11 protein-coding genes are annotated in these 14,870 nt (G+C 66.2%); 4 read left to right on the top strand and 7 right to left on the bottom strand.

The annotated features are described in order from the left end of the window. Positions 1-27: 27 nt before the first annotated feature. Positions 28-882 (top strand): serine/threonine protein kinase, encoded by an 855-nt coding sequence (locus BSF38_RS25995; RefSeq protein ID WP_076349962.1) that lies wholly within the window; start codon positions 28-30, stop codon positions 880-882. Positions 883-903: 21 nt separating this feature from the next. Here the strand turns inward: BSF38_RS25995 and BSF38_RS25990 are convergent, their stop codons facing one another. From BSF38_RS25990 to BSF38_RS25965, 6 genes are all read right to left on the bottom strand, one after another. Then, complete coding sequence (locus BSF38_RS25990) at positions 904-3,105, bottom strand: glycoside hydrolase family 71/99 protein (protein ID WP_076349961.1); 2,202 nt, start codon at positions 3,103-3,105, stop codon at positions 904-906. Between the two features lie 206 nt (positions 3,106-3,311). Beyond that, positions 3,312-3,536: a hypothetical protein gene (locus BSF38_RS25985; protein ID WP_076349960.1), complete on the bottom strand. Its 225-nt coding sequence runs from the start codon at positions 3,534-3,536 to the stop codon at positions 3,312-3,314. Between the two features lie 126 nt (positions 3,537-3,662). Next, positions 3,663-5,273, bottom strand: coding sequence for a M20/M25/M40 family metallo-hydrolase (locus BSF38_RS25980; protein WP_168189462.1), 1,611 nt, complete (start codon positions 5,271-5,273; stop codon positions 3,663-3,665). A 56-nt stretch (positions 5,274-5,329) separates the two neighbouring features. Continuing rightward, positions 5,330-6,286, bottom strand: coding sequence for a glycoside hydrolase family 43 protein (locus BSF38_RS25975; protein ID WP_076349958.1), 957 nt, complete (start codon positions 6,284-6,286; stop codon positions 5,330-5,332). A gap of 222 nt (positions 6,287-6,508) precedes the next feature. Further along, positions 6,509-8,122 (bottom strand): thioredoxin domain-containing protein, encoded by a 1,614-nt coding sequence (locus BSF38_RS25970; RefSeq protein WP_076349957.1) that lies wholly within the window; start codon positions 8,120-8,122, stop codon positions 6,509-6,511. 809 nt (positions 8,123-8,931) lie between these two features. Next, entirely contained in the window at positions 8,932-9,555 is a 624-nt protein-coding gene (locus BSF38_RS25965) for a 3-keto-disaccharide hydrolase (RefSeq protein WP_083713500.1), read from the bottom strand. A gap of 202 nt (positions 9,556-9,757) precedes the next feature. On the opposite strand from BSF38_RS25965, the gene hpnC reads away from it, so the two are divergent. Genes hpnC through hpnE form a run of 3 tightly spaced genes read left to right on the top strand, consistent with a single transcriptional unit; the run spans position 9,758 to position 13,197 of the window. Then, the gene (gene hpnC, locus BSF38_RS25960) at positions 9,758-10,744 is read left to right on the top strand and encodes a squalene synthase HpnC (protein WP_076349956.1); all 987 of its coding nucleotides are present in this window, start codon (positions 9,758-9,760) and stop codon (positions 10,742-10,744) included. Positions 10,745-10,746: 2 nt separating this feature from the next. After that, positions 10,747-11,646 carry a phytoene/squalene synthase family protein gene (locus BSF38_RS25955; protein WP_076351476.1) on the top strand — a complete coding sequence of 300 codons (900 nt, stop codon included), beginning with the start codon at positions 10,747-10,749 and terminating at the stop codon, positions 11,644-11,646. A 30-nt stretch (positions 11,647-11,676) separates the two neighbouring features. Next, entirely contained in the window at positions 11,677-13,197 is a 1,521-nt protein-coding gene (gene hpnE, locus BSF38_RS25950; RefSeq protein WP_083713498.1) for a hydroxysqualene dehydroxylase HpnE, read from the top strand. 21 nt (positions 13,198-13,218) lie between these two features. Here the strand turns inward: hpnE and BSF38_RS25945 are convergent, their stop codons facing one another. Next, entirely contained in the window at positions 13,219-14,832 is a 1,614-nt protein-coding gene (locus BSF38_RS25945; protein WP_076349955.1) for a thiamine phosphate synthase, read from the bottom strand. Positions 14,833-14,870: the final 38 nt, after the last annotated feature.

Here is a 14,870-nt window from a genome sequence, read left to right as displayed (position 1 = left end):
TCCGTATCCCCATCCATGAGGCAGAGAATGGCAAGCGCGTCGACCACGCCCAAGCTCTCGCAAATGAAGTATCGCGTCGTCAATAACCTCGGCGGCGGCGCGGGAAGCACGATTCTCCTGATCAGCGACAAGAACTCCGGGGGCAAACGGTACGCGCTCAAGGTCGTTCGCAAGCAAGAGCCGGAAGACGAAATCTATATCGAGCAGGCCAAGAACGAGTACGAAGCTTCGCAGAAGCTGAATCACCCGACGATCGCCAAGATCTACGACTACCGACTCAAGAAGTCATGGTTCCGGGTCACCGGCGTCGAGTTGCTCATGGAGTACGTCGACGGCAAGGCGCTCGACGAGATCGAGGCCCCGGAGTTGAACCAGCTCATCCTCCTATTCTCGCAAGTCGCTTCGGCTCTCGCCCACATGCACCGGCGCGGCGTCTACCACGGCGACCTCAAGCCGTCGAACATCATGCTGTCCAAGAACGGCCAGGTGAAGCTGATCGACTTCGGCACCGCCTGGGTTCGCGGCCAGGAGAAGAACCGCGTCCAGGGGACACCTCAGTACATCGCGCCCGAGCAGGCCTCGGAACGCGTCGTCAACGAGAAGACCGACGTCTACAACTTCGGCGCGACGATGTACCGGATGTTCACGGGCCGGTTCGCCCAGTCCGACATCCCCAAGCCCGGTTCCGACCGCAAGCTGCCGGCCGTCAACAAGATCAACCCGCGCATCCTCTCGAAGCTCAACAATCTGATCTTGGCTTGCCTCGAACTCAATCCCGAGAAGCGCCCAGCCGGCATGTTCGAGATCCGCGAGACGCTCTCGGCGGTCATCAAGGAGATGGGGCTCGAAGAGGTCGAACTCAAGGGTGCCGACGACGAATAATTCCCGCCCGTCGGCCGCTCGTTAGCGCGAGGTCGGGTCGAACACGGCCCGGTAGTTGAACCGGTCGTTGGGCGCGACGTCGCCGTTGAGCGTGAAGTCCGACCAATCCCCTGTCTGGGCGATGCCGTCCGCCCACTTGAAGTCGAGTGATCGAGGCGCGGTCTTCAGGCCTAACGCCGAGAGCGGAATCGCCAGCTCTCGTCGGTTCCCCACGGTGGCGGCGGCGACCTCGGCCGCTGACCCCCATTCGTAAGCCCCACGCACGTTGCGCTCGAGCACGGCCCGCCCGGCGGTAGCGGGTTTCCGGCCGACGACGAAGTCGTAACCCAGCCATCCAGTTTTGGGATCGCCGTCAACGTCCAGGAACAGAAGCAAACCGGCGTCGTCGGGCGACGTTTTCAGGTCGGTCCGCGTCTGGACCTGGAACGAGACGTGCTCGGCGTCAAGGCTCGCCTTGGCCGTGACGATGTCGTTGCGTCCGGTCGTGTTGGTGTAATGCAGGATCGTCCCCCAGCCGGCGAAATCGCGCTGGACCGGGTCGCCGATCGTGTCGCGAAACTCGGGCGCGACGGGTTTCCAGTCGTCGAACCGGCCGTCGATCTGGATCGGCGCCGACTGCACGACCGGGACCGGCCGCGCGCCCTTGTAACGGCGGACGTTGGCGACGAGCTGGTAGTAATAGGCGTCGCCGTGCCCCCCTTTCATCGGCTCGATGTCGCGGCTGAATTCCTGATTGAACTGGTCGCAGAACGTGACCGGACCCGAGCCAGCGAGCGGGAACTTCGCATCGAAGCGGCCGGCGATCCACTCGTTCCAACCGGTGACGAACACGAGCGCCGGGTCGATCGCGAGCGCCCGCCGCCACTGCTCGTTGAAGTTCTTCCCGGTGTCGTTCCGCCCTTCCGGCCCCGGCTCGCGGCCGTTCTCGAAGCTGCGCCCGTGGGATCGGGGGTTGCTGAGCACACCGAGTTTGCCGTCGACGGCGTTCTGGCCGACGCCGACGGAGACCTGCTCGGGCACGCCTGGTTCGGCGTAAAACGCGTGCTGGGGATGGACCTCCAGCCAGCTCCATTGACGAGGTCCGTTCGGCCCCTGGAAGTAGTCGGGCTGCGGTTTTCGGAAGGTGAAGGTTTGGAGGATCTTCGCCATGGTCTCGTCGTGGCGCTGGACGCGGAGGGTGAAGTCGCCTGCAACGCTCGAGCGGTCGACCTGGGCCTCTCCCGTGGGCAGGCTGTCGCGCTCGCTCTTCCACCACCCGATCCGGCCGCGAGGTTCCGACATCTCCAGCGTGTACGTCCCGGCCGGCGCGGGCTTGTCGAGAGTGAGCGTCAACCAGGCGTTGTCCTCGACATGCTCGGACGCGCGGCCGGCAAGCCGCTCTCCCTGCGCGTCCTTCCGATACAGCGTCAAGATCGCGCCTGAATCCTTCGTCTCCCACGTCGGGGTTGCGATCGACACCGCGTCGAATGGGTGGTCGACGGCGAACGTCTGGCCGAGGGTTCGCCCCGCTTCGAGGGCCAACGGGGTCGTCCGCCGGGTCTGTTCGATGACGTCGTTGGTCAAGAGCGCGGGGTCGGCGAGGATCACCGGCTTGCCTTCCCATTGGAACCACAGCTCGGGGTAGAGCCCCGGCTCGTAGAGCTGTTCCCAGAGTTCGCGGACGACCTTCTTCGGGTCCCAGAACGGGCACAGGAAGGCGATCTTGGGGACCCTTTCGCCGTTGCGGCGAGCCTCGTCGAACACCCGGCAGAGGGCCTTCCAGCTCTGTGGGTAGGTCACCTGGTTGGTGACGTCGAAGACGACCGCGTCGACCCCCGCGTCGGCGAGCATCTGCGCGTGCTTGCGAAGCACGCCGTCGTCGTCGTTCCGGTAATAGCCGAAGATCGATTCGCCCCAGTGGTGAGGATAGTGAATCGGCCCCCACAGTGGGCTATTCGGGTTGGTCATCGCGGTCGGATCTTGAGCCAGGATCTTGGTGATGTCGAACGGCCCGAGTTCGCCTGATCGGCCCAGCCAGAGGAAGTAAAACATGGCGACCGTCTTGTTGGGGCGAGGCGGCCCGACCTCGACGGCGTCCGGCAGCCGTCGGCCGAGCCCGTCCACCGCCGTCCAAGTGTCGGCGAAGAGGTCGCGGACGTCGTCGGCCCCGCGCGTCGACTGACCGAACACGGCGACGCAGAAGACTAGCGCTGCCGCGAGCGGAATCGAGTACTGGTGTTTCATCAAGGCGTTCTCCCTGTCGCGTGGAGGAAAATCGGCGGGCTCGGTCGGGGCGGGCGCGTGGGCGGAAGACTGGCGGAGGGGCGGGTTATATGCAATCGAGCTACGGGCAGACCGGAGCCGGAGATCCTTCTCCCGCAAGGGGAGAAGGTATGATCACGACGGCCTGCTTTCATGGATGTCTGAGACTCAACTGCAAACAGCGCTCGTCATTTATCGATCTCGGGATCGACGACGACCGAGCCGTCGTCAAACCGCATGAGCGATCCCCATCGCCTCGAATTGTGGGCGTAACCCAGTCCGTCGGTCTCGACTTCCTCGACGGAATAGCGGCCGGGAGGCAGGTCGGCGGCCAGCCCTCGGAAGTAGGAGATCGTGTCTCCCTTGGCCATTTCTCGTCCCTGCGCGTCGATGAGCCGGTACACGGTAGACATATGCGAAGTCCCCTGGACGAAACCGGCGGTGGTCGATTCGGCCGATCGCGAGCGAAGCGACGAACCGCATAAGGATTATTGTACTCCGCCGGAGTTCCGCGATCACGTCCCGCCGGCGGCTTCGGCTCAATGACTTGTTTTCAGGTCGACGGTCTTGTCGCCGTCCGGCTTCTCATCGACCGGCGCGGGGATCTTCTTCGGGGCTGCTTCGTCCTGGGCCGTCTTCCAGCCGAGGCGGAACGCGGCGCGGGCGACGTGGGCGGCTTTTTCGAGGTCGGCCTTCTCGAAGTCGTCGGTCGGTCGGTGGTAGTCTTCGTGAATGCCCGAGAAGAAGAAGACGATGGGAATCCCCTTCTTCGCGAAATTGAAGCTGTCGGTCCGGCCGTAGAACGGATCGGTGTCGAAGACGGCCTCCAGCCCCTCGATCTTGCAGGCTTCGCGAGCGGCGGGGATCAGCGAGTTGTAATCGGCGTGCTTCGGCGACGGAGTGACTCCGATCTTCTTGGAGTCGTTGCGACTGACCATGTCGAGATTGATGTCGGCGACGATCACGGCCCCGTCGGGGAGAATCCGATGGTCGGCGTACCACTCGCTGCCGAGCAGTCCCTTCTCCTCGCCCGAGACCCAGAGGAACGCCACGCTCCGCGCCGGGCGGGGCGACAGTCCGAACGCCTCGGCGATCTCCAGCACGGCGCTCGTGCCCGACGCGTTATCGTCCGACCCGTTGAAGATCTCGCCCTTGGCGTTGACGCCCTCATGATCGTAGTGGGCGCTGAAGACGACGACCTCGTTCTTCTTCTTGGGATCGACGCCCGGCATGAAACCGAGAACGTTGCGGTCCTCGCGAGCCTCGCGCTTCACGGCGTGACGGAATCGGACCCGGAGGGCGTTGTGCGGGGCCTTAGGCCGGCTGTCGCCCTCGGTCTGGAGCTTCAGCGAGCTTTCGAGCAGGTCGCGGATCGGGTCGGCCAAGGTGACGACCGGCACGACCGAAGGGGACGGGGCGAGTGAAAGGTTCGGCTCGTCGAACCCCAGATTGCGAGCTGAAAACGGAATCCGCGGCGGAGTCGAATTCCTTCCCGGTGGTTGGATGACCAGCACGCCGAGAGCACCGTGCTTCCGGGCCGCCTCGCGCTTGGCGAACGGATTCGTGAACGGGGCCGTTTCGCCGGGCTTCGCCGGTGCGTCGCCGGGGTTTCCCTCGAAAACCAGGACGAACCGGTCCTCGACGATGAGGCCGGCATAGTCGTCGATCTTCTTCTCGGGGTCGTCTCGCCCGTAACCCACGAAGACGACGTCCGCCTCGATTTCGCCGCCGATCACGCCGTGCGGACGCAGCACGTAATCTTCCCCCAGCTTGCAGGATACGACGCGCTTCGCGCCGCCGAGATCGAGGGTCAGCGTCAGCTCGGACCCTTGGGAGAGCGGCGTGACGACTTCGAGTGGGAACCGCTGGAAATAGGTGCGCCCCTTGGGGCTTTGATCGCCCAGGGGCTGCGCGCCCGCTGCGTAGAGGTGCGCCGCCAGATATTCCCCGGCCAGCCGGATCTCGGGCGAAGCCGTGTCGCGACCCTTCATCAGGTCGGAGGCCAGGAATCGCAGGTGGCCGCCGATCTCTCGGGCCGTTATCGACTCGATCGAGGCCGGCGGCGCATCGAGCTTAGGATCGATCGCGAAGACCTGCGCGACCGTCGACGCGAGGCCGACGAGGAGTACCCACAAGAATAAGCGTCTCATGAACGGTCCCTGATTTTGAGGGCGGTTGGCGAATCGGCTCGGCCGAGCCAGGGGCGTCATCGGCCGGCGACCGACTCCAATTTCGTGAGGATCGACGACGGCACACGCACGACGCTGCCGTGCCGGAAGCCGGGAGGGAAATGGACGCGATCCGACTCGTCCTTCCATTGCGTGAGATCGGTCGAGGTCACCAGCCCGTAGCGGTGTTCGGTGTAGCGGTCGAAGTAGACGTGCCAGACGCCGCCGAACTGGATCGCCGTCGGCCCTTCCGCCCAGTACGCGCCGGTGATCGGCGGCGAAGGAGGGCCGAACGGACCCAGCGGCGAGGCGCCGAACGCAACGCGGAGGTTCTTGGCGGGCGGATTGCGCGTCTCGTCCTTGATGAACAGCACGTACCGATCGCCGTCTCGGGCCATCGTCGCATCGATCGTGTTGAAACCCGGTTCATACAGCAGGCGAGTCGGCGTGAACGTCTCGAAGTCGCGGGTCGTCGTCGCGTAGATCCGATGGTTGTAGTCATCGTCGCCGGCCGCGTCGGTGTCGGGAAACCGCCCCGGGATCGTCGAGGACCAGAACAGCACGAACCGCGCGCCCGCCTCATCGTAAAACACCTCGGGCGCCCAGACGTTGCGGGCTTTGGGCTCGGTCTTCATGACGTCGAGCAATCGCGGCTCGGACCAGTGGATCAGGTCTTTCGAGTGCGCGTAGCCGAGGCCGTGCTTGCTCCAGCCAGTCGTCCAGACGAGCTGAAACGTCGCATCGGGCCCCTGGATCAAGTGAGGGTCGCGCATCAGGCCGTCGCCGATTTTCGATTTCAGGAACGGTTTGTCGTCGTTGATCGGCGTCCAGGAGTATCCGTCCTTGCTCGTGGCGAGGTGGAGGCCGTCCTCGCCGTTGCCTCGAAACGAGGTGAACAGGAGGGCCGAGTCGTCCGACTTCGGGTCGTCGGCAGGGCTCGCGCCGGCGAAGGCGATCATCGCCGCGAGCGCGGCGAGCACGGGGGCGGATTTCATGGCGCGGGAACCTTCGATGCTCTCAGCCGAACATGGTCGTCGCGCGGCTGTTCGGGTATTGTCCTGGCGTCGATCGTCGCGTCATCGAATTGAGCAGGCTCGACCCGCAAAAACAAGTGACGTCGCGGGATTCGAAACGACGCGATCGGCGCCGGGGGCCGGCGCCGATCGCGTGCAAGCGTGGTTTTCTTGGGTTCGAGACGACAGTCCCGCTTCGCAGTCTCAGCGGGCGCCGACGCTGGACGACCTCGACGGCCGCCAGCCGGAGGGTTTGCCGGCGACGGGCTTGCGGACCTCGGTCTGCGGGGCGACGTCCTCGGTGTTGAGGCTGGCCTTCGAATCCCGGTCGTCGTCGTCGCGGTCCCAGTCGGGGGGCGGGAAGTGGTCGTTGTCGGTGGCGGAGTCCATGCCGATGTCGGTCGGCTCGATCGTTTCGATCGACGCCAGCTTCGGCGTCGGAGCGCCGCCTCGCGGATGCCAGGCCAGCCGCCGGTCGCCGGTCGAGCTGGCGGCCTGAACCCGGCTGTTGCGCCCGCTCTGGAGCGGGGCCTTGATGCCAAGGACGATCTCGGGATCGGGGATCGTCACGTCCCCTTCCTTGGTGGCGGCTCGGACGGGTTCCTCGTGATCGGGCGACTGGCCGCGGGCGATCGACATCGGGCCTTTCCCGCCACGGTCGGCCATCAGGGTTGATCCCGAACCGATGGAGGGCGACGCGTACAGCCCGGCGAGCTTGTTGCGGTCGAGGATGCTGTAGATCGAGTTCGGCGTGGCGTAGAGGCCGCGGTCGCCGCGCGGCTCGGCGAAGTTGCAGACTCCGGCGATGTAGCCGTTGTCGGTATAAAGGCCGCCGCCGGAACGCCCCTGTTTCGGAGCCTTCATGCACTCGATCGCTTCGTAGGCCGTATTACCTGAAAGCCCGCGCATCTTGGGATCGACGATCTGCGTCCTCCAGGTCGTGGCGTCGGCCCCCTCGGAACAGCCGACCGACGTCATGCCCATCCGCTGGAGGGGCTCCCAGTGGGGAGGGACGACCCGCGACGCCTTCAGCCGGCGGCCCGGACGGATGCGGATCAGGCCCACGTCGAGTTTGAAGTCGTAGTCGACTGCCTCGCCGGCGAACGTCTCGTTTGTTGAATGCACCTGCTTCTCGCGGCCCTGGGGACGGCCGTCGAACAGGTCGATCGTGATCTTCCGGGGGAACTTGTTCGGGGGCGCCTGCCGCGATCCGTCGAGTTTGAAGATGTGCGCGCAGGTGAGGATCAGCGATTCCTCGGGCGAGCTGTAAATGATCGTGCCCGAGCCGTAACCGATCGAGCCGTTGGCGTGGACCTTGATCCGGACGACGGTCTCCCAGGGCTTGGGATTGACGTGAGGCTTGGGGGCCGGCCGCTCGTTCTCGGGTTTGGCCTGAGGTTCGTCGTCGGCCGGGGCCTTGGCGTCTGCGTCGTCTTCGGTCGGTGCGGCTGCTTCGTCTTCTTCGTCGCCTCGCGACCGAGCGGAGGCTTTGGCCTTGTCTTTGGCCTTGATGTAGAACTGAGCCAGTTGAGAAGCCGGCTGAGCGCCGGAGACGCGGTCGATCTCACGGCCGTCGGCGTCGACGACGACGAAAGTGGGAATGGGGCCGATGCTGTATTTTTCGGCCATTTCGGGTGATCGGTCGACGTCGATCGACTTGATCGGGTAGCCCTTGTCGGCCAGTTTTTGGACGGCCGGGCGCATCTGGCGGCATGGGCCGCACCAGTCGGCGTGGAAATCGAGCAGGACCGGCTGCGAGGTTCCGGCGGCGGCCTGCGTGACGCTGACGAGCACGAGCAGCAATGGAGCGAGTTTCATGCCGCAAGGACTCCTTTCCCTCGGGTTCGGCCGCGAGCCGGATCTGCGATAGCGCAGCCTGAACTCGGAACCAGCTTGATGCCACGCACCTCGACCGAAGCCGAGGAACACGGAAGCGGCTGGGCCTGCCCTCGCGAGGTGGAATGCCGCACCGTCCCGTCGGGTCGGCCCTCAGCCTGGGCTGAAAGCGACCGGCGCGAAGGTTCGACGCCCGGTTGAGTGAGCGTCGCGGCCAAGTGAAGAGGTTGAAATTCGAGGTGGAGTGCGATGTGCCGGGGTTTTCTCCCGGACCTTCCTTGGGCGGCGGGCCTCGCGAAATCGGCCCCGCGACGCGCCCTCTTGGCGTGCCGCGTCCCGCCGGTCGAACCGTCTCCGATGTGCAAAGTCTCGCCTTCCCGACAGTCGGAGGACGAGGCCAATGCGCCGAAGCGGCTGGCCGACAGTCCCGTGACGCCCGCGTCCTCCCTGATACTCGACATCCCCGAGCGTCCTGCTCGGAGCATACGAAAATCGGAGGGGATCGCGTTCACCGCGGTGAGCCCCTTGTACTAGGAGTGGAGAAGGAGTACCAGATCAGTTATCGGCGATTCGCGCGGGCCCCTTGAGGAATCCTCGCAAGTTCGCGCGACAACCCTTCTCACTTCTTTTCAAGGCGTTCTCCGCTCTTTGTTTTGCTTGTTCCGAGGCGACCTCCCAACACCTGTTCCGCCAGGCCCTTGCAACGTTCAATTCGCTCACGGGGCGCGCAAAAAGGGGCGGGCTGACGACCCGAAGATCGTCCCCCGCCCCGCGCTGAATCGGCTCGTTCGTCAGTCGATTTCCTTGATCGAGACGTCCTTGTACCGAACCTCCATGGGCGGTCCCACGTGGACCTGAAGGGCGATAACGCCGTCGTCGGCGAATTCCTTGTCTTCGCGGTCGATTACGCGGGTGCCGTTGATGTCGATCGTCAAATGCTTGCCCTTGCACGATACTACGAAGTCGTTCCAGTCGCCGTTCTTGATGAGCTTGGCGGCCTTATCTTTGTCGTATTGTTCGAGGATGCCCCGGCCGCGCTCCTCGTAGAGCAGCCCCCAGTAGCCGTCGGCGACGTCGGCCTGCGGGCCCGAGACCACGCCGTCGTCGGCCCGCTTGCTGCGGACCTGGATGCCCGAGTTGCCGTTGCGGAGCTTGACCTTCGCCTTGAGCACGAAATCCTTGTACGGCTTGTCGACGACCAGGAATTCGTTCTTCTTGAGATCCCCCTTGGTGCGGCCGACGATCTCGCCGTCCTCGACCGTGAACAGGGCCTTGTCGGCGGGCGTGATCCAGCCGGTGAGGTCCTTGCCGTTGAACAGCGGCTTGAAGTCGGCGTCGTCGGCCGCGGCGGCCGAGGCCGCGATAAGGGCGGACAGCGCGAGCGTGGTGGAAAGCGTTCGGATCATCGATTTCATGGTTGGTTCCTGGCGTGGAGCATTGGACGACGCGACGGGGCCGCCGCGCCGCGGGTCGAAAAAGTCGACCCGGAAGCCGCGTTGATTTTCGGGCCGACGGCCCGGGGGGTCAATGCAGTGCCCGGCCCGACTGGCGGCGGGGTGCGACCACTTGTAGAATCGAGGCCGATCACGTCGGTCCACGGATGCGGAGTCTTTGAGAATGTCATTCGAGGCGGATCTCAGGCGGTACGGCCCCCCGGTGTGCGAGCCCGTCTCGCGCCAGGAGGCGCTCGACTACTGCGCCCGGCTCACGGCGACGCACTACGAGAACTTCAGCGTCGTGACCTGGCTGACCCCTCGCGAACATCGGCCGGCGTTCCAGAGCGTCTACGCCTTTTGCCGATGGTCCGACGACCTGGGCGATGAGATCGGCGACCCCGCCCGTTCGCTCGAACTCCTCGACTGGTGGCGCGACGAACTGCGGGCGATGTACGACGGTCGCGCCAAGCATCCGGTGATGATCGCTTTGAGGGAAACCGTCGAGCAGTACGGCATTCCTCCCGAGCCGTTTCACGCTTTGATCGACGCATTCATTCAAGATCAGACGGTCACGGATTACCAGTCCTACGACCAGCTTCGCGACTATTGCACGCGATCCGCCGACCCGGTCGGCCGCCTCGTTCTGTACATCGCGGGCGCTTTCGACGACGACAACGCCCGCCTTTCCGACGCCACCTGCACCGCGCTTCAGCTCGCGAACTTCTGGCAGGACGTGGCGCGCGACCTGGCCATCGGCCGCGTCTACCTGCCGCGCGAAGACCGCGAACGGTTCGGCTACGGCGACGACGATCTTCGCGCTTTGCGGTTCACCCCCGCGTTCGCCGACCTTTTGAAGTTCGAAATCGAGCGGACTCGCGGTCTGTTTGAGATCGGCCGCGCGCTAATCCCGAGGATTCCGTCCGAGCTGGCCGTCGACATCGACCTATTCTCCCGGGGCGGTCTGGCGATCCTCCGGCGGATCGAGGAGTGCGGTTACGACGTGCTCTCGGCTCGGCCGTCGCTGAGCAAGGCCGCGAAGGTCCGGCTGTTGGGGCGCGCGGCGCTCGGGCTGACCTGGGCGAAGCTGCGAGGAAAACGATCGACGCGACGTTCATCGGCTTCGACCCTCGAACCGGCGGCGTCGCCGCGCTGGGAGAGTCCCCGGTGACGATGGACGAGACGCTTGACGCCAGTTATCGCTTCTGCGGCGAGATCGCCCGGCGCGAGGCCCGCAATTTCTACCACGCCTTCCGGCTCTTGCCCCCCGAGCCGCAGCGCGCGATGTGCGCGCTCTACGCCTTCATGCGCCACGCCGACGACCTGGCCGACGGCGACGAGCCGGCCGCCGAGAAAGAAACGGCCCTCGTCGCCTGGCGGCGCGACCTCGACGATGCGCTCGAAGGTCGCCCGCCCGCCTGGCCGGGGCTCGCGGCCCTGGTCGACACCGTACAGCGGACGTCGATTCCGCCGAGTTTGCTCCACGAGGTGATCGACGGCGTCGAGATGGACGTCGTGCCCCGGCGGTTCGCGAACTTCGACGAGCTGGCCGACTACTGCCACCACGTCGCCTCGGCCGTCGGGCTTTGCTGCATTCATATCTGGGGATTCGATTCCGACGACGGCAGGGCGGAGCGCCTGGCCGAGCGCTGCGGGTTGGCTCTCCAGTTGACGAACATCCTCCGCGACGTAAAAGAGGACGCGAGCCGGGGGCGGATCTATCTCCCCGAAGACGACCTTCGGCGGTTCGACGTCGATCCGCGCGACTTGCTCGCCGACCGGCCGAGCGAACCGTTGCGCCGGCTGCTGACGGAGTACGCCGGCAGAGCTTACGCCTACTACGAGGAGGCCGCGGGCCTTGTCCCGCTGGTCGATCCGGTGGGCCGGCCGGTCCTCTTGACGATCGTCGGAATCTACCAGGCGCTGCTCGACGAGATCGTCCGCCGCGATTACGACGTGTTGAGCGCGCGGGCGTCGGTGCCCGGCTGGCGGAAGCTGGCCATCGCGCTGCGATCGCTGCCCGCGCGTTACGTCGGTCGCAACGCGCCCGCCAAGTCCGATCTCGTCTCCTGAGCCGGCGCTTCGACCGGAGGTCACGTTTCGTTGGATCACAAGCCCCCCCCTCCTCACGTCGTCGTCGTCGGCGGCGGTCTCGGTGGTTTGGCCGCGGCTTCGGCCCTCGTGAACCGGGGACTGCGGATCACGCTGCTGGAGAGTCGGCCACGGCTAGGCGGTCGCGCCAGCTCGTTCAACGACCCCAAGACCGGCGAGATGGTCGACAACTGCCAACACGTCAGCATGGCTTGCTGCACGAACCTCGCCGACTTCTCCCGCCGCGTCGGGATCGCCGACCTGTTCCGGCGTGAGTCGGTGATCACGTTCCTCAGTCCCGAGAACCGGATTTCAAGACTCCGAGCCGGGATCGGACCGGCTCCGTTCCACCTGGCTGAGAGCTTCCTTTCCGCCAATTACCTGACCTGGAATGACAAGCTGCGGGTGGGCTACGGGCTGGCCTGTCTGGCGCGGAACCACGACGTTCGGCCCGGCGAATCGTTCGCCGACTGGCTCTGGCGGCACAAGCAAAGCGTGCGGACGATCAACTTGTTCTGGGCGACCGTCCTCGTTTCGGCGCTCAACGAGCGGCTCGAACAGATGGACGTCGGCCACGCCCGGCGGGTGTTCGTCGACGGCTTCCTGCTCAACCGTTCGGGCTTTCAGATGGAGTTGCCGATTGCGCCTCTGGGCGAGCTTTACGGTGCCCGGCTGGAGACCTGGCTGCGCGAGCGCGAAGTCGAGGTTCGGCTGACGACCGGCGTGCGGAGCATCGACTGCGGCGACGACGCGGCGCTTCAAGGCGTGACGCTTCGCAACGGCGAGCGCATACCAGCGGATTTCGTCGTGCTGGCCGTCTCGTACGACCGCGTCGCCGGCATGCTCGGCGAGACGACCCTGGCCGGGATGCCCGCGCTCGCCGGCTTGAACCGGCTTGAATCGTCGCCGATCACCGGGGTTCATCTCTGGTTCGACCGCCCGGTCTGCCCGTTCGACCACGTCGTCACTCCCGGGCGCTTCATTCAGTGGGTCTTCAATCACACGGCGATCCAGGGGCGGACCGCGACGACGTCGACCTCGGAAGACCCGGACGGCGGGCAATATCTGCAAATCGTCATCAGCGCCGCGTACGACCTGCTGGCGATGGACAAGACGGAGATCCGCGACGCCGTGCTGGCCGACCTGGTCGAGATGTGGCCGGCGGCACGCGACGCGAGTCTGGTTCGATGGTGGGTTGTGACCGAGCACGGCGCGACGTTCGCGGTTCGGCCGGGGGTCGACGCCTTTCGCCCCCCGCAACGGACGCCGATCGACGGCCTGTTCCTGGCCGGCGACTGGACCGACACCGGCTGGCCGGCGACCATGGAAGGCGCCGTGCGCAGCGGCTATCTGGCGGCGCAGGGAATTCTCGACGACCTCGACCGCCCTGCCCGCCTGATCCGTCCCGGCCTCAAATCGGGCGTTCTGGCGAAGTGGCTGCTGGGACGATCGAGCCGTCCGTCGGTGCCGCCCGACCCGTCGCGATTCGTCCCCCAGCTCGACGCGCTCAACCCGGCCGACGTTGCGACCTGACCTCGCACGCCGGGGAGAGGTTCACTCGCCGGACGCCGTATCGTCGTCGACGAACTCCCGACCGTCCAGCAGCGCCCTGAGCCGCGTGGTCGCGGCGCGGGGACGCGAAGCCCGGACGACCGCAGCGCTGACGGCGATCCGCGACGCCCCTGCCTCGACGACGCGCTCGACATTCTCCTCGGTGATTCCGCCGATCGCGAACCAAGGCAGCCGGGTCATCTCGGCGACAGTTCGCGCGAATGCCAGGCCGGCCAGTTCAGGCTCGGAGAACTCCTTGGTCGCGCTGGGGAAGATCGGCCCGACTCCCAGATACCCCGCGCCGGCGAGGACGGCGGCGTCGACCTGGGCGCGCTCGTGGGTCGAGACGCCGATGAGCAGATGGGGGCCGGTGATCCGCCGGGCGTCGCGGACCGTCACGTCATCCTGCCCGAGATGCACGCCGTCGGCGCCGGCCAGGCGGGCCAGGTCGGGCCGATCGTTGACGATGAACCGCGCCTTGGCCTGGGCGGTGAGGATGCGGACCTCGCGGGCGCGGGTCAGCAGCTCGCGGTCGGGCAAGTTCTTCTCGCGAAGTTGGATCACGTCGGCGCCGCCGGCCAGGGCCTCGCCCACGATCCACGTCAGGTCGCCGAGCGTCGGCAGGCCGCCGACCAGGACCATCAGCCGGGCGTCGCCCAGGGCGCGATAAGACTGAACCGCCGTCAGGACGAGCTTTTCGAGCGTGTAGACGTCATAGCGAAGGACCTCGAACCGTCCGGCGAGCCAGACGTTAACGAGCTTGCCGTACTCTTCGAGCGACCGCAGCGCCTCGGCCGTCCGCTTGAAATTGGCGACGAGCACCGCGCGGGGGTTCTCGCGGATCTGCTCGGAGTGGGTCATGATGTGGGCGCCGACGTCGTCCGGCGTGTCGCGCGAGCCGATGAGCAGGTCGGGATCGAACCCACGCAGGGTCTCGGCCAGTCGGTGCCGCGTCTCCTTGAGACGGCGCGTGAGACCGGGATCGTCGAGCGCGAACCGCGCGAAGTCTTCGACGACCCGCAACCCTTCGCGGGCGCGGTTGGCCGAGGCGTCGAGGATGCGTCCGATATCGACCGAGCGGGCCGAGTCGGAGAGGTCGAGCGGCGCGACGTCTTCAAGCGGCAGCACCGGGTCGGCCGCCACGAGGGCCGGGCGCGACAGGTATTCCCGCAGCCGTTCGAGGTCGAGTCCGGCCGATCGCACGGGTTCGAGGGCGGCCGCCGCCTCGGTGGTCAGGCCGGCCAGCAGATGCTCGGTTCCGACCATGCCCGAGCGCTCGGCGGCCCGGGCCTGAACCATCGCCTCGCCGACGACCGCCCGGAGGGTCCGCGAATGAGGCACCGGGGGCCGGTCGGCGGCGACGAGGTCGTAGCCGCGCTCGTTTTCGCCCGGAGCGGCGGGAAGCGAGGCTTCGACGGGGGGCGCCCCGAGCGCCTGGCGGACGTCGTCGGGGGTTGATCCGAACTCGACCACAAGCTCGGCGGCCCGGCACTCCGGCTCGTCGACCAGGGCGACCAGGAGGTCTCTGGGCTCGACAGCCGCCGCGTCCCGCTGTCGCGCCCGGACCTCGGCTCGATCCATGGCTCGCTGAGCGCCTGGTGTGAACATCTCGTTCATCAAAACTCGCCTCTCGCCTCGTCTGGCATTGAGCTGTC

Source organism: Paludisphaera borealis (genome assembly GCF_001956985.1).
GTDB classification, from domain to species: domain Bacteria; phylum Planctomycetota; class Planctomycetia; order Isosphaerales; family Isosphaeraceae; genus Paludisphaera; species Paludisphaera borealis.
Note: the sequence above shows the minus strand (reverse complement) of the source record. Positions and strands in the feature narration are given on the sequence as shown.

Excerpts from the sequence above, each read along its gene's own strand:
- BSF38_RS25995 (WP_076349962.1), top strand. The coding sequence starts at position 28 with ATGGCAAGCGCGTCGACCACGCCCAAGCTCTCGCAAATGAAGTATCGC.
- BSF38_RS25990 (WP_076349961.1), bottom strand. The coding sequence starts at position 3,105 with ATGAAACACCAGTACTCGATTCCGCTCGCGGCAGCGCTAGTCTTCTGC.
- BSF38_RS25985 (WP_076349960.1), bottom strand. The coding sequence starts at position 3,536 with ATGTCTACCGTGTACCGGCTCATCGACGCGCAGGGACGAGAAATGGCC.
- BSF38_RS25980 (WP_168189462.1), bottom strand. The coding sequence starts at position 5,273 with ATGAGACGCTTATTCTTGTGGGTACTCCTCGTCGGCCTCGCGTCGACG.
- BSF38_RS25975 (WP_076349958.1), bottom strand. The coding sequence starts at position 6,286 with ATGAAATCCGCCCCCGTGCTCGCCGCGCTCGCGGCGATGATCGCCTTC.
- BSF38_RS25970 (WP_076349957.1), bottom strand. The coding sequence starts at position 8,122 with ATGAAACTCGCTCCATTGCTGCTCGTGCTCGTCAGCGTCACGCAGGCC.
- BSF38_RS25965 (WP_083713500.1), bottom strand. The coding sequence starts at position 9,555 with ATGAAATCGATGATCCGAACGCTTTCCACCACGCTCGCGCTGTCCGCC.
- hpnC (WP_076349956.1), top strand. The coding sequence starts at position 9,758 with ATGTCATTCGAGGCGGATCTCAGGCGGTACGGCCCCCCGGTGTGCGAG.
- BSF38_RS25955 (WP_076351476.1), top strand. The coding sequence starts at position 10,747 with ATGGACGAGACGCTTGACGCCAGTTATCGCTTCTGCGGCGAGATCGCC.
- BSF38_RS25945 (WP_076349955.1), bottom strand. The coding sequence starts at position 14,832 with ATGAACGAGATGTTCACACCAGGCGCTCAGCGAGCCATGGATCGAGCC.